General features: G+C 69.4%; 26 protein-coding genes and 2 pseudogenes. 14 read left to right on the top strand and 14 right to left on the bottom strand.

The window, feature by feature from the left end:
• Positions 1 to 29: 29 nt before the first annotated feature.
• The 7 genes from ACZ5SK_RS29030 to ACZ5SK_RS29000 all read right to left on the bottom strand — a co-directional run bounded on the left by ACZ5SK_RS29030 (position 30) and on the right by ACZ5SK_RS29000 (position 8,363).
• Complete coding sequence (locus ACZ5SK_RS29030) at positions 30 to 1,574, bottom strand: glycoside hydrolase family 32 protein (protein ID WP_468576692.1); 1,545 nt, start codon at positions 1,572 to 1,574, stop codon at positions 30 to 32.
• Complete coding sequence (locus ACZ5SK_RS29025; RefSeq protein ID WP_328482057.1) at positions 1,571 to 2,623, bottom strand: ATP-binding cassette domain-containing protein; 1,053 nt, start codon at positions 2,621 to 2,623, stop codon at positions 1,571 to 1,573. Before ACZ5SK_RS29025 ends, ACZ5SK_RS29030 begins: the two co-directional genes overlap by 4 nt.
• Positions 2,620 to 3,573: an ABC transporter ATP-binding protein gene (locus tag ACZ5SK_RS29020; RefSeq protein WP_334580296.1), complete on the bottom strand. Its 954-nt coding sequence runs from the start codon at positions 3,571 to 3,573 to the stop codon at positions 2,620 to 2,622. The genes ACZ5SK_RS29025 and ACZ5SK_RS29020 overlap by 4 nt, the downstream gene beginning before the upstream one ends.
• 3 nt (positions 3,574 to 3,576) lie before the next feature.
• On the bottom strand, positions 3,577 to 4,497 hold the full coding sequence (locus tag ACZ5SK_RS29015; RefSeq protein WP_328482055.1) for an ABC transporter permease: 921 nt from the start codon (positions 4,495 to 4,497) through the stop codon (positions 3,577 to 3,579).
• Between the two features lie 13 nt (positions 4,498 to 4,510).
• Positions 4,511 to 5,488 (bottom strand): ABC transporter permease, encoded by a 978-nt coding sequence (locus ACZ5SK_RS29010; RefSeq protein ID WP_468576691.1) that lies wholly within the window; start codon positions 5,486 to 5,488, stop codon positions 4,511 to 4,513.
• A gap of 95 nt (positions 5,489 to 5,583) precedes the next feature.
• Positions 5,584 to 7,266 carry an ABC transporter substrate-binding protein gene (locus tag ACZ5SK_RS29005; protein WP_334580294.1) on the bottom strand — a complete coding sequence of 561 codons (1,683 nt, stop codon included), beginning with the start codon at positions 7,264 to 7,266 and terminating at the stop codon, positions 5,584 to 5,586.
• A gap of 74 nt (positions 7,267 to 7,340) precedes the next feature.
• Entirely contained in the window at positions 7,341 to 8,363 is a 1,023-nt protein-coding gene (locus ACZ5SK_RS29000; RefSeq protein WP_328482052.1) for a LacI family DNA-binding transcriptional regulator, read from the bottom strand.
• Between the two features lie 195 nt (positions 8,364 to 8,558).
• Between ACZ5SK_RS29000 and ACZ5SK_RS28995 the strand changes: the two genes are divergently transcribed.
• Entirely contained in the window at positions 8,559 to 9,551 is a 993-nt protein-coding gene (locus ACZ5SK_RS28995; protein WP_328482051.1) for a carbohydrate kinase family protein, read from the top strand.
• A gap of 69 nt (positions 9,552 to 9,620) precedes the next feature.
• Here the strand turns inward: ACZ5SK_RS28995 and ACZ5SK_RS28990 are convergent.
• A pseudogene (locus tag ACZ5SK_RS28990) lies at positions 9,621 to 9,872 on the bottom strand (ImmA/IrrE family metallo-endopeptidase); the annotation flags it as partial.
• A 301-nt stretch (positions 9,873 to 10,173) separates the two neighbouring features.
• Positions 10,174 to 10,752, bottom strand: a complete 579-nt coding sequence (locus ACZ5SK_RS28985) for a TetR/AcrR family transcriptional regulator (protein WP_328482050.1) — start codon at positions 10,750 to 10,752, stop codon at positions 10,174 to 10,176.
• 751 nt (positions 10,753 to 11,503) lie between these two features.
• Here ACZ5SK_RS28985 and ACZ5SK_RS28980 point away from each other — a divergent pair.
• The 6 genes from ACZ5SK_RS28980 to ACZ5SK_RS28955 all read left to right on the top strand — a co-directional run bounded on the left by ACZ5SK_RS28980 (position 11,504) and on the right by ACZ5SK_RS28955 (position 17,127).
• A complete protein-coding gene (locus tag ACZ5SK_RS28980) occupies positions 11,504 to 12,514 on the top strand; it encodes an alpha/beta fold hydrolase (protein ID WP_334580293.1) in 1,011 nt (336 codons plus the stop codon).
• A gap of 453 nt (positions 12,515 to 12,967) precedes the next feature.
• Positions 12,968 to 13,783 (top strand): oxidoreductase, encoded by an 816-nt coding sequence (locus ACZ5SK_RS28975; RefSeq protein WP_328482048.1) that lies wholly within the window; start codon positions 12,968 to 12,970, stop codon positions 13,781 to 13,783.
• Between the two features lie 52 nt (positions 13,784 to 13,835).
• The gene (locus ACZ5SK_RS28970; protein WP_328482047.1) at positions 13,836 to 14,687 is read left to right on the top strand and encodes an alpha/beta fold hydrolase; all 852 of its coding nucleotides are present in this window, start codon (positions 13,836 to 13,838) and stop codon (positions 14,685 to 14,687) included.
• A 73-nt stretch (positions 14,688 to 14,760) separates the two neighbouring features.
• On the top strand, positions 14,761 to 15,915 hold the full coding sequence (locus ACZ5SK_RS28965; protein ID WP_328482046.1) for a low temperature requirement protein A: 1,155 nt from the start codon (positions 14,761 to 14,763) through the stop codon (positions 15,913 to 15,915).
• A gap of 108 nt (positions 15,916 to 16,023) precedes the next feature.
• Positions 16,024 to 16,686 carry a response regulator transcription factor gene (locus ACZ5SK_RS28960; RefSeq protein WP_328482045.1) on the top strand — a complete coding sequence of 221 codons (663 nt, stop codon included), beginning with the start codon at positions 16,024 to 16,026 and terminating at the stop codon, positions 16,684 to 16,686.
• A gap of 246 nt (positions 16,687 to 16,932) precedes the next feature.
• On the top strand, positions 16,933 to 17,127 hold the full coding sequence (locus tag ACZ5SK_RS28955) for a class I SAM-dependent methyltransferase (protein WP_334580291.1): 195 nt from the start codon (positions 16,933 to 16,935) through the stop codon (positions 17,125 to 17,127).
• A gap of 40 nt (positions 17,128 to 17,167) precedes the next feature.
• Here ACZ5SK_RS28955 and ACZ5SK_RS28950 read toward each other — a convergent pair whose 3' ends face one another.
• Complete coding sequence (locus tag ACZ5SK_RS28950) at positions 17,168 to 17,299, bottom strand: hypothetical protein (protein ID WP_361703429.1); 132 nt, start codon at positions 17,297 to 17,299, stop codon at positions 17,168 to 17,170.
• 56 nt (positions 17,300 to 17,355) lie between these two features.
• Here ACZ5SK_RS28950 and ACZ5SK_RS28945 point away from each other — a divergent pair, with 56 nt between their 5' ends.
• Positions 17,356 to 18,189 carry an enoyl-CoA hydratase/isomerase family protein gene (locus ACZ5SK_RS28945; protein WP_334580289.1) on the top strand — a complete coding sequence of 278 codons (834 nt, stop codon included), beginning with the start codon at positions 17,356 to 17,358 and terminating at the stop codon, positions 18,187 to 18,189.
• Positions 18,134 to 18,520: an MFS transporter gene (locus ACZ5SK_RS28940; protein ID WP_334580288.1), complete on the top strand. Its 387-nt coding sequence runs from the start codon at positions 18,134 to 18,136 to the stop codon at positions 18,518 to 18,520. Before ACZ5SK_RS28945 ends, ACZ5SK_RS28940 begins: the two co-directional genes overlap by 56 nt.
• Positions 18,521 to 18,677: 157 nt before the next feature.
• Here ACZ5SK_RS28940 and ACZ5SK_RS28935 read toward each other — a convergent pair whose 3' ends face one another.
• Complete coding sequence (locus ACZ5SK_RS28935) at positions 18,678 to 19,454, bottom strand: hypothetical protein (protein WP_334580287.1); 777 nt, start codon at positions 19,452 to 19,454, stop codon at positions 18,678 to 18,680.
• 228 nt (positions 19,455 to 19,682) lie between these two features.
• The gene (locus ACZ5SK_RS28930; protein WP_328482040.1) at positions 19,683 to 20,123 is read right to left on the bottom strand and encodes a hypothetical protein; all 441 of its coding nucleotides are present in this window, start codon (positions 20,121 to 20,123) and stop codon (positions 19,683 to 19,685) included.
• Positions 20,124 to 20,300: 177 nt separating this feature from the next.
• On the opposite strand from ACZ5SK_RS28930, the pseudogene ACZ5SK_RS28925 reads away from it, so the two are divergent.
• The 3 genes and pseudogenes from ACZ5SK_RS28925 to ACZ5SK_RS28915 all read left to right on the top strand — a co-directional run.
• Positions 20,301 to 20,642: pseudogene (locus ACZ5SK_RS28925) on the top strand (DUF418 domain-containing protein); the annotation flags it as partial.
• A 428-nt stretch (positions 20,643 to 21,070) separates the two neighbouring features.
• A complete protein-coding gene (locus tag ACZ5SK_RS28920) occupies positions 21,071 to 21,328 on the top strand; it encodes a type II toxin-antitoxin system VapB family antitoxin (RefSeq protein WP_334580286.1) in 258 nt (85 codons plus the stop codon).
• Positions 21,325 to 21,738 carry a PIN domain nuclease gene (locus tag ACZ5SK_RS28915; protein WP_328482038.1) on the top strand — a complete coding sequence of 138 codons (414 nt, stop codon included), beginning with the start codon at positions 21,325 to 21,327 and terminating at the stop codon, positions 21,736 to 21,738. Before ACZ5SK_RS28920 ends, ACZ5SK_RS28915 begins: the two co-directional genes overlap by 4 nt.
• Before the next feature lie 518 nt (positions 21,739 to 22,256).
• On the opposite strand, the gene ACZ5SK_RS28910 is transcribed toward ACZ5SK_RS28915, so the two are convergent.
• Both ACZ5SK_RS28910 and ACZ5SK_RS28905 read right to left on the bottom strand, forming a co-directional pair.
• On the bottom strand, positions 22,257 to 23,351 hold the full coding sequence (locus tag ACZ5SK_RS28910) for a helix-turn-helix domain-containing protein (protein WP_334580283.1): 1,095 nt from the start codon (positions 23,349 to 23,351) through the stop codon (positions 22,257 to 22,259).
• 69 nt (positions 23,352 to 23,420) lie between these two features.
• On the bottom strand, positions 23,421 to 24,080 hold the full coding sequence (locus ACZ5SK_RS28905; RefSeq protein ID WP_457494258.1) for a hypothetical protein: 660 nt from the start codon (positions 24,078 to 24,080) through the stop codon (positions 23,421 to 23,423).
• Positions 24,081 to 24,313: 233 nt separating this feature from the next.
• Here ACZ5SK_RS28905 and ACZ5SK_RS28900 point away from each other — a divergent pair, with 233 nt between their 5' ends.
• Together ACZ5SK_RS28900 and ACZ5SK_RS28895 are read left to right on the top strand one after the other, a co-directional pair.
• Positions 24,314 to 25,900, top strand: coding sequence for an ABC transporter substrate-binding protein (locus ACZ5SK_RS28900; protein ID WP_334556120.1), 1,587 nt, complete (start codon positions 24,314 to 24,316; stop codon positions 25,898 to 25,900).
• A 20-nt stretch (positions 25,901 to 25,920) separates the two neighbouring features.
• Positions 25,921 to 26,889: an ABC transporter permease gene (locus ACZ5SK_RS28895; RefSeq protein WP_468576690.1), complete on the top strand. Its 969-nt coding sequence runs from the start codon at positions 25,921 to 25,923 to the stop codon at positions 26,887 to 26,889.
• Positions 26,890 to 26,962 lie beyond the last annotated feature (73 nt).

The raw sequence follows: 26,962 nt of genomic DNA, 5'->3' as shown, positions 1-26,962 counted from the left end.
CCCGCGGGCCGTGGCCGTGTGTAAGACCGTCACGGCCACAGCGGCCGGGGTCCGTCGGTGAAGGCCGACGCCATCTGCCAGGCGTCGAACCGCTCCAGGGCCACGTCGCCGTCGGCACCGATACCGACACCGACGGCCTCGTCCGGGCGGGTGGGGTAGATGCGGGCGGTCAGGGCACGCCCGTTGGCGAAGATCTCCAGTGCGGAGTGGTCGACGAGGACCCGCAGGTCGACCCGGCCGTCGGGGTCCAACGGCAGCTGCCCGTACCGGGGTTCGGTGTCGACCGTCGGGTCGAGGCTGGTGGTCTCGCGGTGCAGGCGGAGGGTGCCGCTCGCTCCGTCGTGCGACCGGCTCACCTCCACGACCGTGCGTTCCACGCCGTCCGGTGTCTCCCGGACCACGAGCCGGGCGGTCGCTCCGGGAGCGAGACGCAGGGTCGTCTCGATGTCCAGCTGGTCCCCGCGCACGGCGGGCAGCGAGGTGTACGGGTCGGCCAGCGGGCCCGCCGCCACCTCTACGCGTTCCCGCCGCAGCTCGATCAGCTCCGGCACCGGGGCCTGATGCAGGCCGCCGTCCGTGGCGACCGTGACGACCCTCGGCAGGGACATCACACCGCACCAGCCGGCCTGCGCGTTCGCCTCGTCCGTCCGGCCCTCCTGGAGCCAGCCGAACATGACGCGGCGGCCGTGCTCGTCACGGGTGGACTGGGGGGCGTAGAAGTAGCGGCCGCCGTAGTCGAGGCGGTGGAGGGCGGTCGGCGTGAAGGTGTCGCCCTGGTAGCGGCCGGTCCAGTACAGGGGGTGGTGGGTGGTGCCCTCGTCCCAGGCGGAGAAGACCAGCGCGTCGGTGCTGCCGGCCTCCTCGTCCTCGCCGAGCCGGAAGAGGTCGACGCACTCCCACATCGTGCCGGTCCAGTCGAGCTCGCCCTGGTTCTGCGAGGCGTCGCCGGTCAGCAGGGGGCCGACGTAGCGCCAGCTGCGCAGGTCGTCGGATTCGTACAGGAAGGCCGTTCCGCCGGCGCCCCGGATTCCCGACCCCACCAGCTGACGCCACACCGTGTTCTCGCCCGAGCCCTCCCGCCAGACGCAGTGGTCGCGGAAGGCCGTGATGTCGACGCCCTCCGGCGGGGCGGTGATGACGGGGTTGACCGGGTCCTTGGTCCAGTACCTCAGGTCCGCCGATCCCCTGGCCACGCAGGGGAGTTCATGCTCGTCGTGCCTGCCCGAGTAGACGAGCGTGGGCACTCCCCCGTCGTCGACGAGGACACCGGACCAGCAGCCGTCGCGGTCTGGGCCAGTGGTGCCGGGGACGAGGGCGACCGGTTCGTCGGTCCAGTGGACGAGATCGGTGCTTGTGGCGTGGCCCCAGTGGATGCGGTGGTGAGCGGCGGCGAGCGGGTTGTACTGGTAGAAGAGGTGGTAGACGCCGTTCCAGTGGCTCAGCCCGTTGGGGTCGTTGAGCCAGCCGCCGGGCGAGGTGAAGTGGAAGCGGGGGCGGTGGGGGTCGCGCAGGGCGCGTTCGGCCAGCCCCTCGGCGGTGGGACTGCCGGAGGGGAGGGTGAGGTCGTGGGTCATGCGGCGGTGGTCTCCGCTTTCTCGGTGGCGTCGGTGTCGTCCGTGGCCTCGCCGTCCGGCCGGTCGGTGGCCTTGAGGACGCGGCGGGCGATGTCGGAGGCGGGTGCGCGCAGGTGGCAGCGCACCCAGTGGGGCTGTCCGTCGTCTTCGCCGACGATGTGGCGGACGGACTCGGTGCGGCTGCACGTGCCGTCGTCGTCGTAGGGGCAGGACGTGGGGTTGAGGATCGCCTCGCGCAGGCGGGCGCGCTCGACGGGGTCGTAGCTGCCGGCCCGTTCGGGATCGGGCACGGCGGACAGAAGGAGGCGGGTGTAGGGGTGGGCGGGGGCGTCCATCACCGCCAGCGCGTCGCCGCCCTCGACGAGTTCGCCGGCGAACATGACCATCGTGGTGTCCGCGAGGTAGCGGGCGGAGCCCAGGTCGTGGGTGATGTAGAGCATGGCGATGTTCCGCTCGTCGCGCAGGCGCCGCATCAGGTTGAGCACGCCGACGCGCACGGAGACGTCCAGCATCGACGTCGGTTCGTCGGCCAGGACGATGCGCGGTTCCACCGCCAACGCGCGAGCGATGGAGACGCGCTGACGCTGGCCGCCGGAGAGTTCGTGCGGGTAGGACTGGAGCATGTCCTCGGTCAGGCCGACCGTTTTTATGAGCTCGCGCAGCGCCTCGGGAGTGGCGGAGTGGCCGTGCAGGACGAGCGCCCGGGTGAGGAAGTGCTCGATACGGTGGACGGGGTTGAGCGAGCCGAAGGGGTCCTGGAACACCATCTGGACCTTGCGGCGGTAGGCCCGTGACGCCCGGCGTCGCTCGGTGCGCAGGATGTCCTCGCCGTCGAGCAGCACCTGTCCGGCGGAGGGCTGTTCGAGGCGGGCGAGACAGCGGGCGATGGTGGACTTGCCGCTGCCGGACTCGCCGACCAGGGCGGTGATCCGGCCGGCCGGCAGGTCGAAGGAGACGTCGTTGACGGCACGGACGCGGCGCCGGGAGAAGACGGTGCCGACCTGGAAGTCCTTGGTCAGACCGCGTACGGACAGCAGGGGTTCGGTCATCGGGGGGCTCCTTCGAGGCTGCGGGCCACCCAGCGGCCGGGCGCGATCTCGCGCAGGTCGGGGATGTTCATGGAGCAGTCCGAGCGGTCCTCGGGACAGCGGACGTGGAAGCCGCAACTGTCGGCGGTGCGCGGGGCGTCGAAGAGGCCGGTGAGTTCCTGGCGCGGGCCGGTCAGCGGCGGGAAGGCGTTCATCAGCGCCTCGGTGTAGGGGTGCAGCGGATGGGCGAACAAGTCCTTGGCGTCGGCGAGTTCGACGATCCGTCCGCCGTACATCACGCCCATGCGGTCCGACAGCTCGACCATCAGGGACATGTCGTGGGTGATGAAGAGGATGGAGAAGCCCAGCTCCCGCTGGAGGTCGCGGATCTGCGCCATGATCTCCTGCTGCACGACCACGTCGAGCGCGGTGGTCGGCTCGTCCATGATCAGCAGCCGGGGGCGGAGGGCGACGGCCATGGCGATGACCACGCGCTGGCGCATGCCGCCGGAGAGCTGGTGCGGGTACGCCTTCAGCCTTCCCGGGTCGATGCCGACCAGCTGAAGCAGCTCGCCGGCCCGCTCCCGCGCGGCCCGCTTCTTCATCCGCTCGTGGGTGGTGAAGATGTCGACGATCTGCTCGCCGATGGTCAGGACGGGGTTGAGCGAGTTCATCGCCGACTGGAAGACCATGGCGATCTCCCGCCACCGGAAGGCGCGCAGCTCGCGTGCGTCCAGGGCGAGGACGTCCCTGCCCTGGAAGCGGATGCTGCCCGCGGTGATCTCCGCCGGGGGCTTCAGCAGCCGCATCACCGCGTTGGCGATGGTCGACTTGCCGCAGCCGGATTCTCCGGCGAGGCCGAAGACCTCTCCGGCGCCGATGGAGAAGGAGACGTCGTCGGCGCCCACGACGGTTCGTCCGTCGCCGCGGTATTCGACGCGCAGGCCGTTCACCTCAAGTACGGGTTCCATGGCTCAGCCCCTCCTCTCTCGGCGGGCACGGCGGTTGCGCAGCCTGGGGTTGGTGATCTCGTCGACCGCGTAGTTGACCAGCGCGATGGCGAAGGCGACGAGGGCGATGCACAGTCCGGAGGGGACGAAGGCCCACCATGCGCCGGTCATCAGCGCGCCGTCGTTGCTGGCCCAGTACAGGTTGGTGCCCCAGCTGACGACGCTGCTGTCGCCGAGGCCGAGGAACTCCAGGCCGGCCTGGGCGCCGATGCCGAAGATCACGCAGCCGAGCAGCGTGGTCATCACCACGGACGCCATGTTGGGCAGGATCTCGCGGAACATGATCCGCAGGGGGCGTTCTCCGGTGACGACGGCGGCGGCCACGAAGTCCTTGCCGCGGATCGACTTGGCCTGCGCGCGCAGGACACGGGCCGAGCCCGCCCAGCCGGTGACGACGAGGACCAGGATCACGGTGGAGGTCCCGGGCGGCAGGAACGCGGCCAGGATGATGAGCAGCGGGAGGCCGGGCAGCAGCAGGAAGATGTTGGTGACCAGGGTCAGCGCGTCGTCGACGACGCGGTCGAAGTACGCGGACGCCAGGCCGACGACGATGGCGACCGCGGTTGCCACGAGCCCCACGGTGAACCCGACGAAGAGGGAGCTTCGCGCACCCCACAGGGTGAGGGCGAGTACATCCTGTCCCTTGGCGGTCGTACCGAGCCAGTGTGCGGCCGAGGGGGTCTGGCTGCCCGTGGAGTTGATGAGCGACGGGTCACCCGGGACGAGGACGGGAGCGAGCAGGGCAAGGAGCGCGAAGAGGGCGAGCAGGATCAGCCCGGCCAGTGCCTTCCTGCTGTCGATGAGCTGGCGCAGCAGTCCGCGCCGACGGGAAGCACGTGCGGGGGCCGTCGGCGTGGTGGCCGTGGCGATTTCGATGGCGGTCATGTCGGCAGCCTCCTCAGCGGACGCGGACGCGCGGGTCGAGGCGGACGTAGACGAGGTCGACGAGGAAGTTCGCGATCAGTACCGCCGCCGTGATCGTCAGGAAGATGCCCTGCATCAGTGGGTAGTCCAGGCCCTGGACGGCCATCAGCAGCTGGTAGCCGATGCCGGGGTAGGCGAACACGACCTCGGTGAGCAGGGCGCCGCCGACGACGAAGCCGAGGGCCATGCCGAAGTTGGTGACGGAGGGCAGCATCGCGTTGCGAGCGGCGTAGCGGAACATGATCCGTGAGGGGCTGAGCCCCTTGGCCTCGGCCATGGTGATGTAGTCCTCGGCCGTTGTGGCGATCATGGTGTTGCGCATGCCGAGCATCCAGCCGCCGATGGAGACCAGCACGATGGTCAGCGCGGGCAGCACCAGGTGGGTGGCGACGTTGGAGAGGAACTCGCCGTTGAAGCCGGGGGTCAGTCCGACGTCGTAGGCGTGCCGCATGGGGAACCAGCCCAGGCTCACCCCGAACAGGTACAGCGCGCCCATGGCCAGCCAGAAGTACGGGAACGAGCCGACGAAGATCAGCAGAGGCGGGAAGGCGGAGTCGAGGACGCCGCCGCGCCGCCAGGCGGCGACGATGCCGAGCAGGTTGCCGAGCACGGCGGCGATGACGAGCGCGACGCCACCGAGGAGCAGGGTCCAGCCGATCTGCGAGCCGATCACGTCGGAGACCGGGGTGGGGAAGCGGGAGATGGAGATGCCGAGGGCGCCGGTGAAGACGCTCTTGACGTAGGAGACGTACTGCTCCCAGAGGGGGCGGTTGTCGAGGCCGAAGAGTTTCCGCAGCTGGGCTATCTGGTCGGGCTGCATGGTGCCCTGGGCCTGCGCGAACATCCGGGAGACCGGGTCGCCCGGCATGAAGCGCGGGAGAACGAAGTTCAGGGTGATGGAGGCCCAGAAGGCGAGCAGATAGAACCCCAGGTTGCGCAGGATCAGACGCACGGGTCGTGCTCCCTGTCGGTGGGGGGTGAACGTGTGGCTCGGTGCGCGGGGGCGGCCGTCCGGGGAGGAGGGCGGCCGCCGGTCCGCGGGCGGCGTCAGCTCTTGACGGGCTTCAGCGAGGTGAGCACGAGGACCGTGCTGCCGTTGCGGTTGCCGAGGGTGGCGTACGGGTTCTTCTCGGTGGGCCAGCCGGTGAAGCGGGCGTCCGTGTACGCGCCCCACTCGGGGCCGGTGAACAGCGGGACGACGGGTGCGTCCTTGTTGTACAGCTCTTGCAGACCGTTCATCTGCTCGCGCTGCGTCTTCTCGTCCGTGGCGGCGGCGAAGGCGTCGATGAGTTCGTCGGCCTTCTTGTCGCCGAAGCGGTGGTAGTTCTCGGTGGCCTGCTTGCCGACCGGCTGCACCATCTTGGTCGACATCACGCCGCGGAAGTACTCGTACGGGGTGGCGCCGTTGTTGCTCCACACGATGCCGGTGTCGAAGGTGCCGGTGTTGTACGACGACGAGACCGCCGACCAGTCGGGCGTCTTCACGGTGGCGGTGATGCCGACCTTCGCCAGGTCCTGCTTGATGATGTTGGCGACCGAGATCCAGTCGGAGGAGGCGGAGCCGACGGAGATGTCGAGGGTGAAGTTCTTGCCGTTCTTCAGCTTCCGCTTGCCGCCGCTCTCCTTGTAGCCGGCCGCGTCGAGGGCCTTGGCCGCCGCGTCGGTGTCGGACTTCGTCCAGGTGCAGGAGGCTGCCAGCGATGTGTCGCGCCACTTGTCGTACGTGCGGGTCAGGCCCGTGCAGTCGGCGGGTTCGGCGTAGCCGTTCATCGCGACCTTGGTGATCTGGTCACGGTCGACGGCCATGCTGAGCGCCTTGCGCACGGCCGGATCGTTGAACGGCGCCTTGGTGGTGTTCAGCTGCCAGTTGATCATGGCGCCGGTGGCCGGGAACCAGTAGTGGTTGTGCTTCTTGTCCTTGGCGACGAAGGACTTCTCGATGTCCGGGATGAACGACTGGGTCCAGTCCACCTCGCCGTTGGTGAAGGCGATGTTGGCGCTGTCGTTGCCGGAGAAGGCGAGCATCTGGATGCCGGCGATCTGCTGCTTCGCGGGCTGCCAGTAGTCGGGGTTCTTGCGCAGCTCGTACGACTGGCTCTGGAACTTCTCGATCTTGGTGTACGGGCCGGTGCCGACCGGGTCCGGGTTGGTGAACTTCGCCGGGTCCTTCACCTTGGACCAGATGTGCTTCGGCAGGATGTAGTGCCCGCTGATCTCGTAGAACGCGGTCGAGAACGCCTTGTCGAAGGAGAACTTCACCGTGTGGGCGTCGACCGCGGTGACCTTGTCGAGGTAGTCGAAGCCGCCGAGCACCTTCTTCTGGAGCTCGAAGGTGTAGACGACGTCGTCGGCGGTGAGCGACTGGCCGTCCGACCACTTGACGCCGTCGCGCAGCGTGAAGGTGAGGGACTTGCCGTCCTTGGCCTGCTCCCACTTGGTGGCCAGCCACGGCGTGTCCTTGGCGTCGGCCATGCTGTGCACCGCCAGCGGCTCGTAGACCGACTGGAGGGTCATGGGGGCGGCCTGCGGCGAGAGTGGGTTGAAGTTGCGCGTGAACGTCGCCAGATCCTCGCGCGGGATGGTGAGCAGCTGGTTGCCAGAAGTGTCACCGGCGCCGGCGGCGCCCGAGCCACCCGTACAGGCGGACAGGACCAGGGCCGCGGCGGCGGTCGCGGTGACTGCTCTCAGGACGGCTCGTGGCCGCCGTGAAGGTATGCGGGAGGGTGCCATAATGGAGACTCTTTTCCTCTCTTCAACACACAGGGCGAAGACGGGATGGGATTCCTCGGCGGGCTGATTAGTGGTCAGACCGACGAGCGTTCGAGCAGCGGGCAGTCGATCGTCACCCGGTGGGTGTCGAGCGGCTGCCCTGCTGCGAGGGCGGCGAGCATGTCGACGCCCTTGGTGCCCATGGCCTCGAAGGGCAGGGCGAGCGTCGTCAGCTTCGGCCGCAGATAGGCGGCGATGAGTTCCTGGTTGTCGAACCCCACCACGGCCACGTCGTGCGGGATGCGCAGCCCACGTTCCTTGATCGCGTCGTACGCGCCCATCGCCATCCGGTCGTTTCCGCAGAACAGCGCGGTCGGCCGGTCGCCGGCCGGGCGGTCCAGCAGTTCGCAGGCGGCGGTATAGGCACTGTCGGCGGTCGCCCAGCCAGGGAGAACGAGGGAGGGGTCGGGGGTGATCCCGGCCTCGCGCAGGGCGCGTTCGTACCCCTCGCGCCTGCCGATGGCGGCCGGGATGGCCGGGTCGAGGTTGATGAACCCGATGCGGGTGTGACCGGCGTCCAGGAGCCGACGGGTCGCCTTGTATCCGCCCGACACCTCGTCGGGCAGGATGCACGGCAGCTCCCCTTCGGCGTCGTAGCAGTTGACGAGCACCGTCGGCACCTCCCGGGCGGCCTTGGGGAGCGTGACGGCGCGGTGCCAGGTCGTGGCGTACAGGAGCCCTTCCACGCGGTGCTCCAGCATCTGGTCGAGCGCGGCGGCCTCCTGGGCGGGGTCGCCCTCGCTCGCGGCGATCAGCAGGAACCTCCGGTCACCCCAGGCGCGGCTCTGCGCGCCCGTGATCAACTCCCCCGCGAAGGGACCGGTCACGATCTCGGTGATCAGCCCGAACCACCCGCTGCGGTTCGCGGCCAACGCCCGCGCCCCGGCGTTGGGCCGGTAGCCGAGCTCGTCGATCGCCTCCAGGATCCGCCGACGGGTCTCCTCGGGGATGGCGGCGCCGGGCTTGTCGTTGAGGACGAAGGAGACGGTGGTCCGCGAGACACCCGCGTAGAGCGCCACATCGCTCATGGTCACGCGATGCGTCTTGTTCGTGGCCACTTCCAGTCCCTTTCGGCCGTCCGGAGGTGAGACAGCACCTCCGGTTTCGCGCTTTAATAACGCGCGTTACTTCCGTGTGGCAGGGAAGTTACGTGCGTCTTGAGCGGCATGTCAATACCTGCGCATGGGTCGCATCAGGCCACCGGCCCGGTGCCCTTCGCCCCCCGCTCTTCCCGAGAGAGGCAAGCAACCACCATGGCCCGACCCCAGGCCCCCAGCAGCGTCACCGTCCTCGGCGAGTGCGTCGCCGACGGCTTCACCGACCCCGCCCGGTCCAGCTCAGATGAACTCGCGCTGCGCGCCCTGCCCGGTGGCGGCCCCGCCAACACCGCCGTCGCCCTCGCCCGGCTCGGCACCCCCACCCGCTTCCTCGGGCGCTTCTCCACGGATGTCTTCGGCACCCTCTTCCGTGCCCGCCTCAGTGCCTCCGGCGTCGACCTGACCGGCAGCGTGACCGCCGCCCCCGAGCCCAGCACCCTCGCCGTCGCCGACCTCGACGACTCCGGCCAGGCCACCTACACGTTCTATGCCGACAGCGCCGCCGACTGGCAGTGGACCGACGACGAACTCGCCGGCGCCCGGCTGGACGATGCGGCCTGCCTGCACACCGGCTCTCTGGCGCTGATACAGCAGCCCGGCGGCAGCCGCATCGAGGACAATCTCGCCAGGGCGCGCGAGCACGTCACCGTGTCCATCGACCCCAACGTCCGGACCCAGCTCGTACCGCCCTCCGTCTACCGCGAACGGCTTCCCCGCTGGTGCGCCCTCGCCGACATCCTTCGCCTCAGCGAGGACGACCTCGCGCTGCTGCTTCCCGGTGCCGACCCCGAGGAGGCGTGCGACACCTGGCATGCCGCCGGCGCGCGCCTCGTCGTCATCACCTTGGGCGGGCGCGGCGCCCTTGCCTCCCTCGACGGCCTGCGGGTCACCGTCCCAGCCCCGGCCGTGGACGTTGTGGACACCGTCGGCGCCGGGGACTCCTTCACCGCGGGCCTGCTCCACCGCCTCGCCGCCCTCGGACACCTTGGCGGGCGACTCGACGCACTGAGCCTCGAGGACGTCACCGACTCCTGCTCCTTCGCCGCTCGCGTGGCCGCCGTGACCTGTTCCGTCCACGGCGCGAACCCGCCCTGGGTGGACGAAGCGGCGATGGAGGCCGGCGTGGAGCAGCTCCTGCCGCATGCCTGAACGTGGCATGCCCGTTCCCGCAGACAGGACTGCGGGAACGGACGTCGAATCCACACCCGCGGCGGGCATGAGGAACGCGCTGGCGAAGTCGTTCGCCTGACGTTCGGCGTCCGGTCCGGTGCAGAGGCGCTCGCCACTGCCGTGCATGACCAGGTGGCCCAGTTCGTGGGCGGCGTCGAACCTGCCGGGCTCGACGGTCTTCATCGTGTTCAGGAAGACGAACGGGACGCTGCCCCGCCATACCGCGAAGGCGTCCACCTCCAGTGAGTCCGGTGGGAGGGAGAAGACCCGGACGCCGTGGGCTTCGAGCAGGTGCACCATGTTCGGCGCCGGTGCGTTTCCGAGTTCCCATCGGGTACGGACCATCTCGGCGGCCGTCTCCGGGTCGGGTTTGCCGAGTGAGGGCAGGTCGGGGGCGGGCAGTTGGAAACGCTCGTCGATCCACTCATAACCGTGCGGAGACAAGTTTCGGTACAGGGAAAGGGGCCGAGGTGCCCCACCGCGCGTCCGCGTGGCTACGCGGGCCAACCAGCGCCGCCAGGCGTGAGTGAGGGCCGCCGACACGCTTCGGCGGCGTCGGCGGTCGGTCAGTGGATCCGGCGTCGTGTCGAGCAGTCGCGGCTCAGCCGCGTGGTCCCGCGCCGTGCAGGAGTGTGTCGATGACGAGTGCGGCCAGCGCGTCCGGGTCCTGCGCGGCTGGATCCTGGTCGGCGCCCGGCCTGTCGAGGGCTTCGCTCAGGAGGGCGTAATACACCTGCCGCGTCCAGTCCAGGTCCGCGTCCGGGGCGAGGAGTCCCTCGTTCTGCGCTCGTGCGAGGAGTTCGAGGGTGTAGGTGTCGATCTCTTCCCAGATGGCGGCTGCGGCGCTGGTATGGGGCGTGGCGTGACTGAGGGTGAAGCGCCAGGTGCCCTTGACCCGCAGGACGTTCGCGGTCACGCGGTACAGGGCCACGAGCGCGGGGGCGGAGTCGGGCCGGGCTTCCCCGATGGCGTCGAGGAGCTGCTGCTTCGCGGAGACGGCGAGCGCCTCCAGCAGCGCCTGCCGATTCGCGAACCGGCGGTGCACCGTGATCCTGGTCAGCCCCGCTGCCTCGGCGATCTGCTCCATGGAGGCACCGGCGTCGTCGGCGAGGACCCGCTCGGCCGCCTCCAAAATCGCACGCACACTGCGCTCGGCATCTGCCCGCAGCGGTCGGCCCATAGCGGTCTCCCTGTCTCGTTCGCTTTCGTCCCCACGTAGAGGATACGTGACCGCTACGGGTATCCCGATAACTGATTCTTTCCCGCCGCGCATGCGACTCTATCTGATACATAGATGATACATATTGGAGTTTGCGCCGCACCGCCCGACAGGCGACGACTCGACGAAGTCGCCGGTCAGGCAACGCTTTCGCCCTCCACGCCGGCGCCCACTCGACAGGTGCGTCGCGACAGCGGCCGGAAGCCGGCGGCACCGGCTCGCGCAGCCCACGATGTCGGCGCACGACAGATTCACCACTCCGGGGCAAACCCTCCGGTCACGACCCGCGCAATTGTCATGCTCTCGATGCTTCGGGCCCGACCCGACGGCGGCTGTCGTCATGATCCAAGGGAGCGGACTGATTCACCCTGGCGGATGACGCAGTCGAGCGCCCGGGACGACTCCCGACGACATTGCCGATCCCTAGCTTCAGCACATGTCGATCATGCGGGAGTCTCTTCGCCGCCCCCGGCTCACCGGCGTCGTCGCTCCCAGTTCCCCACCCTCGCGCAGTCCGTGACCTCTGGTCTGCATCCAAGCGGGAGGTCCCCGGACCCGTTGGGGCTTTCACATGCGTACGGGGGCGAGCCCGGTTCGACGAAGTCGCCGGGTCAGGAATAGCCCCGACTCCCGTGCGCCCGCAGAGCATTCACGGAGCGCACGGCAGGTTCAACGCGCCGGGGAGATCTCCGGCCCGACTCAAGGAATTGGCATGTCCTCAAACACTCGAGGTACCCGTATCTCCCGGCGGACCGCGGTGGCGCTGGCCAGTATGTCCGTCGTCGCGGCTGTCGTCGTCACGGCACCGAGCATGGCCAATGCCGTGAGCGGCAGCTCCGGCGGCACGCGGCACTCGGCCACCCAGGCGCAGAACGCGGAAAGCGCCAGCACCGCCCCCAACCTGCGCGCCAAGGCCGCCAACGGCGTCACCTACCAGTACCGCCGCTTCGGCCACCCCAGCGGGGGCAGCGTGCCGCTGGTCTTCTTCCAGCACTTCCGCGGCACTCTCGACAGCTGGGACCCCAAGCTCATCGACACCATCGCCGCCAAGCGTGAGGTCATCCTCGTGGACAACGTCGGTGTCGGCGGCTCCACCGGCACCACCGCCAGCACCGTCCAGCAGATGGCCCTGGACGCCATCGACTTCATCGACGCCCTCAAGCTGCCCCGCTACGACGTGTTCGGATTCTCCCTCGGCGGCGAGGTCGCCCAGGAGGTCGCCCTGCGCCGCCCCTGGCAGGTCCGCCGTGTGGTCCTGGCCGCCACCGGCCCCCAGGGCGGAGTGGACCAGCGCGCATCCGACCCGAACATCCTGCGTCGGACCCTGAAGGACACCCCGGGCCCCGAGGACTACCTTTTCCTCTTCTTCAAGAACACCGCCTCCAGCCAGGCCGCGGGAGGCGAGTTCCTCCAGCGCCTCGGGCAGCGCATCACTGACCCCGACGCCCCCTCCAGCCTCGCCACCCGCGACCGCCAGCTCACCGCGTGGTCCGAGTGGGGCATCCCCGACAAGTCCAAGCTGGTGCGCCTGAACGCCCTCTTCCAGCCGACTCTGGTCGCCGACGGCGAGAGCGACATCCTGATGCCCGCCAAGAACTCCCACCTGTTGGCCAAGTACCTCCCCAACGCGCAACTGCACATTTACCCGGACGCCGGTCACGGCTTCCTCTACCAGTACGCCGTCAAGTTCGGCACCGAGGTGAACGCCTTCCTCGACCGCTGACAGCCCCTCCCTCTGAGACGGTCGCCGGCGCCGACAGGAGCGGTGACCGCAGACCGGCCTCATGCCCGATGCCCCGCCGGAGCCGAGCCCGGCGGGGCATCGCCGTGCATCGGGCCGCCGACCTGGTCCATCCGGAGGGCAGCAGCGGGGCGGGCACCGACACAGAGGCATGCCTCCCACAGTGCCCGAGCGGGCGCTCCTCGGGTGCGGTGCGGGCGCTCCGGGGGAGGACCCGCTGACGTCGTGACCCTCCGCAAGAGATACGTGAACGCTACGGATGTCTTTTTAATTGATGCTGTCATGTTGCCTTTGAATGAGAAGTTGATACATTGGTGAAACCGATTGGAGGTTGCGGCGACGGCGACGGACCTCGGCATGACGGGCGTCCGCGTCCGACGCCGCGACCCCCACACCCCCGCAAAGACGAAGCAGTCCATGAGTCAGGAGCCCACAATGGCGACAACACGTCCGGTAGCCCTCGTGACGGGTGCGTCCTCCGGCATCGGCAAGGCGGCCGCCCTCGCGCTGGTGGCGGCGGGCCACGAGGTGGTCGGCACCAGCCGCAACACCGCGCAGGTCACCCCCCTCAAGGGCGTGACCTTCCTCGACCTCGACGTGACCAGCGACGCTTCGGTGACCGCCGCGGTCGGCGAGGTGATCGACCGCTTCGGGCGGATCGACGTCCTGGTCAACAACGCCGGCATCGGCTCGGCGGGCGCCGCCGAGGAAAGCTCCGCCGCACAGGCCCAGGGCCTCTTCGACATCAACGTCTTCGGCGTCATCCGCATGACCAACGCCGTCCTGCCACACATGCGCGCCCAGCGCAGCGGACGGATCATCAACATCTCGTCCATCGTCGGCTTCATGCCGCAGCCCTACATGGCGGTCTACGCCGCCTCCAAGCACGCCGTCGAGGGCTACTCGGAGTCCGTCGACCACGAACTCCGCGAGTACGGCGTGCGCTCCCTGCTCGTCGAACCCGCCTGGACCAACACCGCGTTCGACGCCGCCAGCGTGCGACCCGACCAGCCCCTGGACGTCTACGCCAAGCAGCGCCACGTCTTCGAGGAGTACATGGCCGGCGCGGTCAAGGACGGCGACGACCCCGCCGTCGTCGCCAAGGAGATCGTCGCGGCGGCGACCGACGCCAAGCCGAAGCTGCGCTACACCGCCGGCGCCATGACCGGGCGCGTGCGCACCATGCGCCGCATCGTGCCTTCCCGCATGTTCGATCAGCAGCTGCGCAAGCTCAACCGCCTGCCCGCCTGACCACTCCCACAAGACCGTCATGAAACGCAGCGACAGGAAAGCGAAGCCCGCCATGAGCACCTATCTGGCAGACGCGGCGAAGGACCTCACCGTGGAAGGCCCCTCCACGACGTTCACTTACCGGCGCGTCGGCCCCCGGGGCGGCATCCCGCTGGTCCTGCTGAACCGGGTCCGCGGGACCCTCGACTGGTGGGACCCGGAGTTCCTGGACCACCTCGCCGCCGCCCACGACGTGATCGTGTTCGACAACGTCGGCACCGGCTACACCACCGGCACCCCACGCGACTCCGTCGAGGGACTCGCCGACGGCACCGTCGAGTTCATCGAGGCCCTCGGCCTCACGCAGGTCGACCTGCTCGGCTGGACCCTGGGCGGCACCGTCGCCCAGCACATCGCCCGCACCCGGCCCCACCTGGTCCGCAAGCTGGTCGTGGCGGCCGCCAACCCCGGCGGGACGGTGCCCGGTGCTCCCGACCCGGACCCGAAGGTGCGGGCCACCATGACCAAGCCCGAGGTCACCGGGGACGACCTGGTGTTCCTCTTCTTCCCCGACACGGACACCGGGCGCGCCGCCGGGTACGCACACCTCGCCCGGGTCGCCACCCGGCTGGCCACCGGACGCCCCGACGTGTCCGAGGCGGCGGCCATGGGCCAGATCGCCGCGATCCAGAAGGATGCGTCGATCCCCTTCGAGCAGGTGCGCGCGGACCTGGCGACCATCCGGCAGCCGGTCCTGTACGCCACCGGCATCAAGGACGCGATGATCCCCGCCCTGGCGTCCTACACCGCTGTCCAGTACGTCCCCGACGCCACCCTCGTCGCCTACAGCGACGCCGGGCACGCCTTCCTCTTCCAGCACGCCAAGGACTTCGCCCGCCAGGTGAGCGCCTTCCTCGCCGACTGACCGTTCACACGGACACCGGCCCCACAGGAGGCACGACAAAGTCGGGACGCCTCCCGCACTGAGGAGAGTCATCGTGCAGGTGACCAGCGACCCGGCGCGCCGGGAGGTCACGCCGCTGGAGCTGTTCTTCGACCTGGTCTACGTCTTCGCGATCGGCCAGTTGTCGCACCGGCTCCTCGTACATCCCACCTGGACCGGCGCCGCCCAGGCGCTCGTGCTCTACCTCGCCGTCTATGCGGCGTGGGCGTACACCACCTGGGCGGTCACCCTCGTCCCGGCCGAGAACCCGCGGACCAGGCGGATGCTGCTGGGGGTCATGCTCGCGGGGCTGTTCATGAACGCCGCGATCCCACGAGCCTTCGGCGACGCCGGCTGGGTCTTCGTCGCCACCTTCCTGCTCATTCACATCGGCCGGACCGTATGGCTGCTGACCGTCGGCCTCGACCGGGTCAACCAGGAACATTTCATCCGCGTCCTGGTCTGGTTCGTCGCGGCCGCACCTCTGTGGCTGATCGGCGCGGCGGTCGACGGCGGCGCGCGGCTGACCTGGTGGGCCGCCGCCATCCTGATCGAGCTGGCGGGCACCTGGGCGGCGCATCCACTGCCCGGCCGCAGGCTGGACTCCCGAGAGGTCGCCTTCGCCGGCGGCCACCTGCTGGAACGCGGCCGACTGTTCATGATCATCGCGTTCGGCGAGACGATCATGACGACCGGCACCGCGCTCACCACGGCGCCGTACGCGCCGATGACGTTGCTGACCAGCAGTGTGGCGCTCACCGGAACGGTCGCGTTGTTCTGGCTGTTCTTCAGTCGCTCCGAACACGTCGTCCGCCACTACGAGCGGACCGAGGACCCCATCAGGGCCGGGCGCAGCGGCGTCCTCAGTCTCATGGCCTCCGTCGCCGGGATCATCGCCGCCGCCGCGGGCGACGAACGGGTCATCGCACCTCCGGTGGAGCACGCCGGCATCACCACCAACCTGCTCCTCTTCGGCGGGCCGGCCCTCTACATCGGGGCGCAGACCTGGCACGGGGCGGCCCTGTTCGACGCACTGAGCCCGGCACGGCTGATCACGCTGTCCGCCCTGGTCGTCGGATGCGCGGTCACGACAGCGGTGCCGGCCTGGCTGTCGGCCGTCGTCGCCGCCGCAATCGTCGTCGCGCTGGCCGTGTTCGAAGACCGCCATCAGCCGGGGAGGGCGCGTGCGAAGCCGATCCCACCGCGCTGACCTCCACCGATGCGCTTGCTCACCGACCGACTCACCGGAGCCTTCCATGAACCTTTCCACTCACACCGTCCTCGTCACCGGGGCCGGCCGGGGCCTTGGCCGGGCGCCATGACGCAGAAGGCCAGCGTGCTGATCTGCGACGATCAGGAGCTGATGCGGGCCGGCCTCCGCATGGTCGTGGACGGCCAGCCGGACCTCACGGTCGTCGGCGAGGCCGGGGACGGCGAGACGGCAGTGGCGCAGGCGCTCACCCTGCGCCCGGACCTCGTCCTCATGGAGGTACGGCTGCCTTGCCTGGACGGCATCTCGGCGACCGAGCAGGTTCGGGCCGCGTTGCCCCGGACGCAGGTACTGGCCCTCACCATGTGCGACCGCGACGAGTACGTCTACGCCTCGCTGCGTGCGGGAGCGAGCGGCTTCCTCGTCAAAGACGCGCCGACCGCCGAGCTGCTCGTGGCCATCCGCAGCGTCCTGCGCGGCGACAAGGTCATCGCCCCCTCGGTGACGCGGCGGCTGATCGACCGCTACATCACAGGTGCCCTCGCTCCGCTCACCGACGCAACGCTCGACGTGCTCTCCGACCGCGAGCGCGAGGTGCTGAGCCTGGTGGCCCGCGGGCTGAACAACGCGGAGATCGCCGGGAAGCTGTTCCTCGGCGAGACCACGGTCAAGACCCACGTGGCCAGGATCCTCACCAAGCTGCGCCTTCGCGACCGGATTCAGGCCGTCGTCATGGCCTACGAGAGCGGACTGGTTCGTCCTGGCGGGTGACCCCGTCGGGCGCTCGGGATGGTTTCCGACGACCCAGACGCTCCCTAGGTTTCGGACATGTCGATCATGCGCGAGTTCCTTCGCCGCCCCCGGCTCACCGGCGCCGTCGCCCCCCAGTTCAGCGACACTGGCGCAGGCCATGACCGCCGGCCTGGATCTGGAACACGGCGACGCCGTGGTGGAGTTGGGGTCCGGCACGGTGCGATCACCGAGGCGATACGGCGACGGCCGGCACCGGGGACACCGGTGGTCGCGGTCGAGCTCAACCCCCTCTTCGCCCGCCGGCTCGCGGACCGGTGCCGGGACAGCACCGTCGAGGTGGTCCACGGTTCCGCCGAGGACCTGCCGGCGCTCGTCCCCCATCCGGTCGACGCCGTCGTGTCCGGTCTGCCGTGGACCGTCATGCCGCACGGCGGCAGCGTCGGATCCTCGACGCGGTGACCGGCGTACTGCGCGCGGACGGCCGGTTCAGCACCTTCGCCTACGTCCACGCGGCCTGGACTCCCCCGGCCCGCCGGTTCGTGGCCGAGCCGGCGACGCGGTTCTCCAGCGTGGAGCGCAGCCGGGTCGTCTGGCCGAATCTCCCGCCGGCGTACGTGCACCGCGCGTTCACGCCGGCCCACGCAACCCTTCCCACCCCGCTCGAACACTTCAGAACCGGAGCACACCATGACGCAGCACGGCATGTTCAGCATCGAGACCGTGGCGCCGAAGATCCGCCGCGTTACTTTCACGAATGCGCCCGTGAACGTCGTCGGCGCGGACACTGTCATCCAACTGATCGCTGTCGTCGATGAGTTGAGCAGAGACGAGAAGGTCCAGGTCGTCGTCTTCGACAGCGGTACGCCCGGATATTTCTTCAACCACGCCGATCTCGGCCAGGTGCCCGAACTCCTGGCGTTGAACGCCGCGGACGGGACCCCGACGTGGGTCGAACTCGTCACCAGGCTGAGCAGCGCCCCCTTCATCAGCATCGCCTCCATCCGCGGGCGTACGCGGGGCGGGGGCGACGAGATCACCCTGGCCTTCGACCTGCGCTACGCCAGCCTCGAGGAGGCGGTCTTCTGCCAGCCCGAGGTCGCGATCGGCATCGTCCCTGGCGGTGGCGGCAGTGACCGTCTGGCCCGGCTGCTGGGACGGGACCGCGCGCTCGAAGCGGTCCTCACCAGCGAGGACTACGACGCCGAGCGCGCCGAGAAGTACGGATGGGTGACCCGGGCCGTCCCCGACGCCGAGCTCGATGACCTCGTCAACGGCGTGGCAGCGCGCATCGCGTCCTTCGACAGGGCGTCCGTCCTGGGCGCGAAGGCACAGATCAACCGGTCGACTCTGCCGCCGGTGGCCGACCTGCGCGCGTCCTGGGCGGAGTTCGCCGAGTCGGTCAACTGGCCGGGATTCCAGGCGCGCGTGCCGCAGCTGGGCAAGGCCATCGCCGAGGTCGGTCTCGATGAGATCGAGCGGAACCTCGGCTATTACGCCGGGCTCATCAACCAGCAGGCATAGCGGCCGACGGCGCACCGCCCTGGCGCCCCAACGGCGGTGCGCCCAGCAACCGACTCCGACCACATCCTCGGGAAACGAGGGGTACGTCAGCCCGAGTGCGTTGATCTGGATCACCAGCGCGCACACGCTGGTGGTGGCCAGTCTGGTGCTGTCGGCCGGCACGCTGGGCAACCTCTTCGGCCGCAAGCGGATGTTCTGCGTCGGTGTGGTGGTCATGGTCGCGGGAGGGCTGCTCGCCGCGACCGCCGACACCACCGCCGTGGTGAGCGCCGCGCAGCTGATCTCCGGCCTCGGCGGCGCACTGGTCCTGCGTCCTCGCACGGCCATTTAAGGGAGGTCTTCCCCGTGGGGTGCCTGCGGCCGGCGGTCCGCGCCCATGCGACGAGCCCGTTCTCGCGAGCCTGCCGGAGCCGAATGCGGGCGGCAGATTCCGGGAGCCGCACACGGGGGAACCGTGCGCAGTGGACAGAGCGCAGGGGCGGGCCCGATCAGTTGGCCGACGTGTTCCGTGTCATCTCGGCCGCCTCGGTGATGGCGCGTTGTCTGAGATCGCCGAACAGCTGCATCGTGACGGCGGCCAGGACGTCACCCCCGCCAACAGTGCGCCCGTCCCCGCAGCGGGTGGACAGGGCGAGGAGCGGATCCTTGAGCAGCGGGGCCGGGGCCGGCTCGCCCGGCACCACCAGACTGACCGTCCCGAACCGCTTGACCCCGCCCTCGCGGACGACCTTGGCCGCGTCCCGGGCCAGGGCCGTCAGGAACACGCTCGCGATTCCGTCCAGGTCGCGGACCATCGCCGGGACGGCCCTCACCCGCCGGCTCCCCAGCAGCCTTCTCACCCCGGCCTCGAACCGGTGGGCGCCGGCCACACCACTCGGTGTACGCGCCCCGCGGCGCTCACGAAGAGACACGAGCGCACCATCGGCGTTGCGCATCTCGCCCATCAGGCCGTGGAAGGTCGGGCTGTGCAGGTACCACGCCGATCCCACCTCCACCTCGACGTTCCGGTCGATCGCCGAGATGAGGTCCTTGGGAGTCAGCCTCGTCCTGGCCTCCTCGGCCGCCGCGCTTCTCGCGCCGTCGATGATCTCCGTCAGCACGGTCCGCGTCACCGACGCGGCGGCCCACGCGGCCGGCCGGGAGACGTGCAACGAGGTCACGTCCCTGAACACCGCTTTGACGAGCTGAGGCTTGAACGGCAGGTCGGTCACGGCGGAAGCGGTCTGCGGACCGCTGCGCTCGGTGCGTAGGAGTTGTGTGGTCATCGAAGAATGTGCTTTCTGCTGTCGGAGGTGTCAGAGGCCCCTGCCGCACCGGGCGGCGAGACCACAGAGCTCTGCGGAGGGCGCCGAGCCGGCGCAGGGCCTGCCGGGCGGGGCCGGCCGCCACACAGAGGTGCAGGCGGCCCCGCCCGGATTCTCGGCGTTCCGGCGACCGGGCGTGCGGCAGGGGGTGCCACCCGGGCGACGCGCTGTGGTGCGGCGCCGTGCCGGTCAGGCGACCTGGTACCTGCCGACTTCCAGGAAGCGGCGCAGTGCATCGGGTGTGTTGTCGTCGAGTGCGGCGTTGGCTGCCGCGCGCAGGGCCGGGCTGATGGACGGGTCGGCGAGGATGCGGGCGATGGCAACGCGGTCGTCCTCGGCCTGGGCGATCCGGTAGCCCGTCTCCAGCCAGGCGCGCATCGCGTCGGAGTCGTTGGCGTCCAGGAGGGCGTTGACCTCGGCGATGACGCGCCGGCCGCTGTCCGGGTCGGCGAGGATCCGGACTATGGCCACCCTCAGGTCATCGGCGTCCGGCTCGGCCGCGGACGAGGACACCGCGGGCACCGTCACCGCGGTCGGTGCCGCCGTGGCGGCGAAGGACGGCGTGGCGAGCAGGAGGGCCGGGGCGAGGATGCCCGCGGCAATGCCGGGCGCTACGTGATGCAGTCGCAAGGGGAATGCTCCTCTTCGTGGGCTACGGAGGTGAGTTGAGGACGCCTCAGGGCGTTCACTTCGGTGATGCTGCCACCTGGGTCTGACAGTGGTAGTTGCCCCGCTGCGGTCGCAGGGCACCCGTCGCCGCGGACGTGGCCGGTGTTTCATGGCGGCGCGCCTTCGAGAAGGGCATTCACGGCCGGCCCGCACAGCGGCACCACGTTCGACATCATGAGCAGCGTGGGAGTGGCGATCCTCATGATCGCGGGCGTGCCGGTGACGATGGACCGCCTCCCGCGACTGCGCCGCCTGGCCAAACCGGTCGTCGCCGTGGGCACCATGTCCCTGACCGCCTACGTCGGCCACTTCGTCGTGCAGCCCTGGCTGTCCGAGCTCGGGGTCGGGCCCGGCACCGAGCAGTCCTGGGTGCCGCTGCTCATGTTCGTCCTCGGGGCGATCGTGTTCGCCGCGATCTGGTCCCGCTTCTTCCGCCGCGGGCCCCTGGAGTACCTGGTCAACGCCGCCGCCAAGCCGGCGAGTACATCCGATGGGACCCGACCGGGGTGGAAAGCCTCCACATCCCACCCCGGCGGACGGCTCAGAGAGTCCAGTTGCCACTGAGCAACCCGTGCCCTGCACCGAACGAGCGGATCCAGCGCCTTCCGAGTCGACGCCTGCGAGGGAGAGGGCCCTTCCCGTACGGCACGGCAGCCAGGCCGGCTTTGCGGTTCAGGTCCCGCGCGAGCAGGGGTCTTCGTCACTGTGCCGGAGTGATCGACTTTCCGCTGTCCGTGGCCCGTCGGCAGCGGACTGACCTTCCCACCCGCTGAGGCTCGCCCCGCTGCCAGGGGAGCCTCAGGAGCAGTTTTGACAGGCCAGGACCTCTGCTACCTCCCACCGACGTGCCATATATAAAAGATCTTGTATCTTGGTACACTCTAGTCGATATATACAGGAGGGCACCCATGAGTCGTACCGTGATCGACCTCGACGACGAGGCCTTGGAAGAAGCGGCCAAGGAACTCGGCACCACCACCAAGCGCGAGACCATCAACACCGCGCTGCGGGAAGTAACGGCCCGTTATAGGCGTCTGCGCGCGCTCGACGAAGCCCGCGAGCTGGTGACCGACGGCGCACTGGACATGGACCTTCTCCTGGACAAGAGCAAGTACCGGCCCACGAGCACAGCCGACGCCGCCTCCGACACCGGAGCGTATGAGTGACCGTCGCCGATTACCTCATCGACACCTCCGCGCTCGCCCGCGTCCTGCTCCGCCAGAACACGGCCGACTGGGATGACAGGATCGGCGCCGGCCTCGTCGCGATCTGCGACATCACCGAACTCGAGGTCCTTTACTCAGCCCGTTCGGCCGCAGACCGTACGCGTGTGAAGGCGGCGCTCGACGCCCACTACGTCTGGTGCCCCATGCCGGACGGCGTCTACCGCCGCTCCCGTGTCGTCCAGGAACAGCTGACCGCCAAGGGTGAGCACCGCAGCGCGGGCCCCGTGGACCTCCTAGTCGCTGCCGCCGCCGAGGAAGCGGGGCTCACACTGCTTCACTGCGACCACGACTTCGACACCATCGCCCGCACCACGGGACAGCCGGTCCGCACGATCGACCTCAGGCAGTAGAGCCTCCACAGCCGCCCAGTCGGCGACGAGGAACGGGAGTGGCCCGTCGCAACGGGGCACTCGCCGTCGAACTCGCGAGCAGCGGATTCAGTCCGACGAGCCCGAGTTGACGTTCCGGCACCTGAGAGGCGACGTTCCACAGGGGAAAGACCTGCACAGGTGGGGCGGGTGGGACGCGAACCCACGGCCGACGGATCATGAGTCCTTTGAGGATCTTGGCGGCCCTTATCGATCAATGCCGATCCGCGGCGTATTTGCAGGTCAGATGGGGTGAGCCATGCCAGCTTTTCTCGGCCCTTGCCAGTCCGTTCCTGTCCTTGCGTCCCCAACGCGTCCCCAACGCGTCCTCAACGAGTCCACACGGCTCCAACCCCCCGAGGCGCGGGACGAGCATCGCTCCACCTGAGGAAGAATCTCAAACTCGGGCGCAGCGCATTCCCGTTCCAAAGGTCAGGGCTTCGACCATCCCCAGCGAGAGATCCTGCACGACGTCCAAGACCAGCGACTTCGCTGACCGCTCAGCGTACGAGGCTTAGAGTCCCCTTGCTCTGATGGTCGCCTAGCCCTTCTCGCCCGTCCTCCGGCGTCGCGATGGTCAGCCCGAAGAGCATTTTGCCCATCTCGTCCGCTGTGACGCCGAGCTGACCGGCGACGTCACCTGGACGGATGCCTTTGCCCCAAAGGCCTTGGAAGACCTTGGTCAGGATCTGCGACGTCTCTCTCCTCTTCAGACCCTGCGGTTCGTCCGTGCGGTATCCCCGCGCGCTCAGTTCCGCGCAGGCCGAGCGGTACTGCCAGTCGGTGAGGAGGCCGAGGTCGTGCATGCGGTACGTCAGCGCCATGGCGGAGACCTTCCACATCCGCTTCCCCTGGAGGATCTGGTCGACTCGGGCTCCCGCCGGCATGTGGCCCAGCACACCCGCGGCGGGCATGAGGAACGCGCTGGCGAAGTCGTTCGCCTGACGTTCGGCCTCCGGTCCGGTGCAGAGGCGCTCGCCACTGCCGTGCATGACCAGGTGGCCCAGTTCGTGGGCGGCGTCGAACCTGCCGCGCTCGACGGTCTTCATCGTGTTCAGGAAGACGAACGGGACGCTGCCCCGCCATACCGCGAAGGCGTCCACCTCCAGTGAGTCCGGTGGGAGGGAGAAGACCCGGACGCCGTGGGCTTCGAGCAGGTGCACCATGTTCGGCGCCGGTGCGTTTCCGAGTTCCCATCGGGTACGGACCATCTCGGCGGCCGTCTCCGGGTCGGGCTTGCCGAGTGAGGGCAGGTCGGGGTCGGGCAGTCGGAAACGCTCGTCGATCCACTCGTACAACTGCGCGGCGAGGGTGCCCGCGGCCCGGGCGGAGTCCAGGATGCGGGGCGGTGTCTTGGTCCGGGCGCGCCAGGAGATGCCGTCGGCCGGGAGTTCGTCGATGTCCGGTCCGTTGAAGAACTTCTCCGGGAAGTCGAGCGCGTCCGCGATCCGTCGAACGGTGGTCGGGCGGGGTGCTGTGCGCCCGGTCTCGTAGTTCGACAGGCTCTGCAGAGACACGCCGGCGCGGTTCGAGAGATCTGCGAGGGTCAGTCCCCGACGCTTCCGGGCCAGCGTGATGCGTGATGGGGTCACCATGGTGGACTGCCTCGTTGCTCGGTGGTGCAGGGTGCGGCATTGACAACAGTGCCGCACCGGGACGGAGGGTCAGCGGAACGGCACCTGGATGTCGATCTCGCCGCCCCCATCTTCGTACGGTGGTTCGATTCCGTCCATTTCGAGGGCGGGGAGAGGGATGCGCCGCTTCCACTTCGTGACGTAGCCGTTCGCGACCTCGCCGGGCAGCGACAGCTCGTTGTGGATGTGGACCTTGCCGCCGGCCTCGACGCGGTACGAGACGAGGAACCAGACCTGGAGCTGGGCGACTTCCTCGGCACTCAGGACGACCTCGTCCCGACGGTGCACCGCGAACATTTCCAACTGTGCGGCGTTGCCCTCGGCGACCCGCTGCGTGGCCGCGCCCCGCCGACGGAGGTTCCGGGGAAGGCTGGACCGCTCACCCGTCGCCGCATCCCCGACCATGACACCGATGGCGACAGTCCCGTCAGGGTTGCAGACGACCTCCAGGTGGTCGTGCAGAAGCCGCTTCCAGCCCTCGTGCTGGATGTGCATCTCACGGATGATGCGAACGTGTTCCTGGTACGCCCGAGTACCGGCCGTGTTGGCCGGGTGGTTCCGCGTCGCGGAGCGGCGGGCGATCTCGCCGGCCCGCAGGGCCGGGTGCAGGTACTCCAGCTTGGTACCGAGGGCAGCGAGCTGCGCGCGAAAGTCGTCGGATTCGGGCGCAGTGACGGACAGGACGGCCATTCAACCTCCGGGTTCGGTGGGCACGATCTTATAAGAACGCTACCGCAGATGCGGCGCTGTTCTTATAAGCGTCATCCTTCAAGTCGGCGTTACACCCGGGGACTTGCTCATCTCAATTGGTGCATAGCCGCCGCGTTCCCCGAGGTGTGGACTGTTGCGGGATCTCACTGGGTAGCCCTTGCCGCGAATGATTCGCAAGAGCGGTTGAGACGCAGCAAGGGTGTGAGGCACTGATGACGACCCGCCGAATACGACGTGCCGCCATTACGGCGGTTGTGCTGACCGGGCTCGCCGCCTGCTCGGCGCCCAGCAGCGGTGAGGGCGGCGACACGGCCGCCACGTCCGTCGTGATCGGGGTCGCGTCCGAGCCGGACACCCTCAGCCCGCTGCTCGGGTACGGCAAGGACGGCAACTCGAAGATCTTCGATGGACTCCTCGCCCGCGACGGGGACCTGGAGCTCACGCCCGCCCTGGCGAAGGCGCTCCCCCAGGTCGCCGACGACGGGCTCACCTACACGTACACCCTGCGCGACGGCGTGAAGTTCAGCGACGGTGAGCCGCTGACGGCCGCCGACGTGGTCTTCACCTACCGGACGGTTCTGGACGCGAAGACCAACAACACCTCCCGCAGCGAGCTGGACGCCGTCAAGGAGGTGCGGGCGGACGGTGCCAACAAGGTCGTCTTCAGGCTCAAATACGCCTACGCGCCGTTCGCCGGACGCACCGTTCTGCCCATCGTCCCGGAGCACATCGCCGCCGAGCAGGACCCCAACACCGGCTCGTTCAACACGAAGCCAGTCGGCACCGGACCGTACGTCCTCTCCTCCTGGAGCAAGGGCGAGAAGCTCACGTTCAAGGCGAACCCGAACTACTGGGGCGGCGCGCCCAAGGTGAAGACGTTCACCATGGCGGTCATCGGGGACGACAACGTACGGGCCACCCGCCTGCGCTCCGGTGATCTGGACGGTGCGATCCTCCCGCCCAACCTCGCCGCCACGTTCAAGGGCGACGCGGGCCTGAAGACGTACGACGCGAAGTCCTACGACTTCCGCACCGTCACCCTCCCCCAGGAGAACAAGGTCACCGGCGACCGGGCGATACGGCAGGCGCTCGACGCCGCCGTGGACCGCAAGGCGATGGTCGACAAGATCCTCGACGGAGCGGGACGGCCCGCGTACGGGCCGCTGCCCGTCGACGACCCCTGGTTCGCCAAGGGGATCGAGCGCAACCAGGACCTCGACAAGGCCCGTCGGGTCCTCGACCAGGCGGGCTGGAGGACCGGCGACGGCGGCATCCGGGCCAAGGGCGGGCAGCGGGCGGCGTTCACTCTGCTCTACCCCTCGGGCGACAAGGTCCGCCAGGACCACGCCCTCGCCTACGCCTCCGACGCCAAGAAGGCCGGCATCGACGTGACGGTGGAGAGCGCGACCTGGGAGGTGATCGAGCCGCGGATGAAGAACGACGCGGTCCTCGCGGGCTTCGGCAGCACCGGCGACCCCGACTTCGGCCTGTACACCCTGCTGCACTCCTCTCTCGCCGGCGACGGCTTCAACAACATGGCCCGCTACGACAACCCGGCCGTGGACAAGGCCCTGGACGCCGGCCGCCGCAGCCAGGTCGAGGCCACGCGCGAGACGGCGTACGACACCCTCCAGCGTCAGCTCGTGAAGGACCCCGGCTACACCTTCCTCACCCACATCGACCACCTCTACGTGCTCGCCGACCGCTGGAGCGGACTCACGACGCAACTGGAGCCGCATGAGCACGGCTTCGCGAGCGGGCCGTGGTGGAACATCGAGGACTGGCAGCCGAAGAAGTGATCCGGCCGCCCTGGGGAGCGATGGCGCGTCTGGTGGGACGGCGGGCGCTGTTCGCCGTGCCCGTCCTCCTGGTCGTCACCTTCGGCGTCTTCGCCATCGCCGCCGCCTCCCCCTTCGACCCCGTCAGGGCGTATGCCGGCCCGGCCGCCCTCGGCGCCGACCAGGAGACCCTGGACCGGCTGCGGGACAACCTCGGCGTGGACGAGCACTTCGCCGTCCGCTGGTGGCGGTGGCTGACCTCCGCGCTCGGCGGGGACCTCGGTCAGTCGAGCGTGCTGCGCCAGCCGGTCGGCCAGGTCATCGGCGAACGCCTGCTCTGGTCCACGCTGTTGTGCGCGGTCGCGTTCGTGGTCGCCGTACTGGCCGGCACGCTGCTGGGGGTGCTGGCGGCCCGCCGTCCCGGGTCGTGGCTCGACCGGATCGTCACCTCGCTGGCGTACACGCTGGAGGCGGCGCCCGTCTTCTGGATCGCGCTGCTCGTCATCTGGCTGTTCGCCCTCCAGCTGGGTGTGTTCCCGGCGGGCGGGCTGACGGACACCGCCAGCGAGCAGGTCACTCCTGAGCAGGTGGCGAGTCATCTGGCGCTGCCGGCGGGCGTGCTCGCCGTCTCACAGCTGCCCTGGTTCGCGCTGTACGTACGTCAGGGCGTGGGCGACGCGCTGGCGGAGGACCCGGTCCGCGGCGCCCGGGCGCGCGGATCGAGCGAACGCACCGTCCTGCTGTGGCACGCCCTGCGCTCCGGGATACTTCCCGTCCTCACGCTGATCGGTTCCCGCGTCCCCGAACTCATCACCGGCGCGCTGCTGGTGGAGAGCGTCTTCAGCTGGCCGGGCATCGCGGCGGCGACCGTGGAGGCTGCCACCGCCGTCGACTTCCCGTTGCTCGCCGCCCTGACGACCCTGGCCACCGCCGCCGTGCTGGTCGGCAATCTGCTCGCGGACCTGCTCTACTGCCTGTTCGACCCGAGGGTGAAGTTCAGTGACATGTGACGCGCCGGGCTCCCCGGCTCCGGACTACCGGTCTCCCAACTCCCCGGCTCCCGACTCCCCGGCTCCCGACTTC

Source organism: Streptomyces sp. NPDC031474 (assembly GCF_055581185.1).
Note: the sequence above shows the minus strand (reverse complement) of the source record. Positions and strands in the feature narration are given on the sequence as shown.

Coding starts and splice junctions, on each gene's coding strand:
- ACZ5SK_RS28980 (WP_334580293.1), top strand. CDS start 11,504: ATGTCCTCAAACACTCGAGGTACCCGTATCTCCCGGCGGACCGCGGTG.
- ACZ5SK_RS28985 (WP_328482050.1), bottom strand. CDS start 10,752: ATGGGCCGACCGCTGCGGGCAGATGCCGAGCGCAGTGTGCGTGCGATT.
- ACZ5SK_RS28940 (WP_334580288.1), top strand. CDS start 18,134: ATGAGATCGAGCGGAACCTCGGCTATTACGCCGGGCTCATCAACCAGC.
- ACZ5SK_RS29030 (WP_468576692.1), bottom strand. CDS start 1,574: ATGACCCACGACCTCACCCTCCCCTCCGGCAGTCCCACCGCCGAGGGG.
- ACZ5SK_RS28975 (WP_328482048.1), top strand. CDS start 12,968: ATGGCGACAACACGTCCGGTAGCCCTCGTGACGGGTGCGTCCTCCGGC.
- ACZ5SK_RS28970 (WP_328482047.1), top strand. CDS start 13,836: ATGAGCACCTATCTGGCAGACGCGGCGAAGGACCTCACCGTGGAAGGC.
- ACZ5SK_RS28905 (WP_457494258.1), bottom strand. CDS start 24,080: ATGGCCGTCCTGTCCGTCACTGCGCCCGAATCCGACGACTTTCGCGCG.
- ACZ5SK_RS29025 (WP_328482057.1), bottom strand. CDS start 2,623: ATGACCGAACCCCTGCTGTCCGTACGCGGTCTGACCAAGGACTTCCAG.
- ACZ5SK_RS29020 (WP_334580296.1), bottom strand. CDS start 3,573: ATGGAACCCGTACTTGAGGTGAACGGCCTGCGCGTCGAATACCGCGGC.
- ACZ5SK_RS29015 (WP_328482055.1), bottom strand. CDS start 4,497: ATGACCGCCATCGAAATCGCCACGGCCACCACGCCGACGGCCCCCGCA.
- ACZ5SK_RS28920 (WP_334580286.1), top strand. CDS start 21,071: ATGAGTCGTACCGTGATCGACCTCGACGACGAGGCCTTGGAAGAAGCG.
- ACZ5SK_RS28910 (WP_334580283.1), bottom strand. CDS start 23,351: ATGGTGACCCCATCACGCATCACGCTGGCCCGGAAGCGTCGGGGACTG.
- ACZ5SK_RS28995 (WP_328482051.1), top strand. CDS start 8,559: ATGGCCCGACCCCAGGCCCCCAGCAGCGTCACCGTCCTCGGCGAGTGC.
- ACZ5SK_RS28900 (WP_334556120.1), top strand. CDS start 24,314: ATGACGACCCGCCGAATACGACGTGCCGCCATTACGGCGGTTGTGCTG.
- ACZ5SK_RS28945 (WP_334580289.1), top strand. CDS start 17,356: ATGACGCAGCACGGCATGTTCAGCATCGAGACCGTGGCGCCGAAGATC.
- ACZ5SK_RS29005 (WP_334580294.1), bottom strand. CDS start 7,266: ATGGCACCCTCCCGCATACCTTCACGGCGGCCACGAGCCGTCCTGAGA.
- ACZ5SK_RS28895 (WP_468576690.1), top strand. CDS start 25,921: ATGGCGCGTCTGGTGGGACGGCGGGCGCTGTTCGCCGTGCCCGTCCTC.
- ACZ5SK_RS28935 (WP_334580287.1), bottom strand. CDS start 19,454: ATGACCACACAACTCCTACGCACCGAGCGCAGCGGTCCGCAGACCGCT.
- ACZ5SK_RS28960 (WP_328482045.1), top strand. CDS start 16,024: ATGACGCAGAAGGCCAGCGTGCTGATCTGCGACGATCAGGAGCTGATG.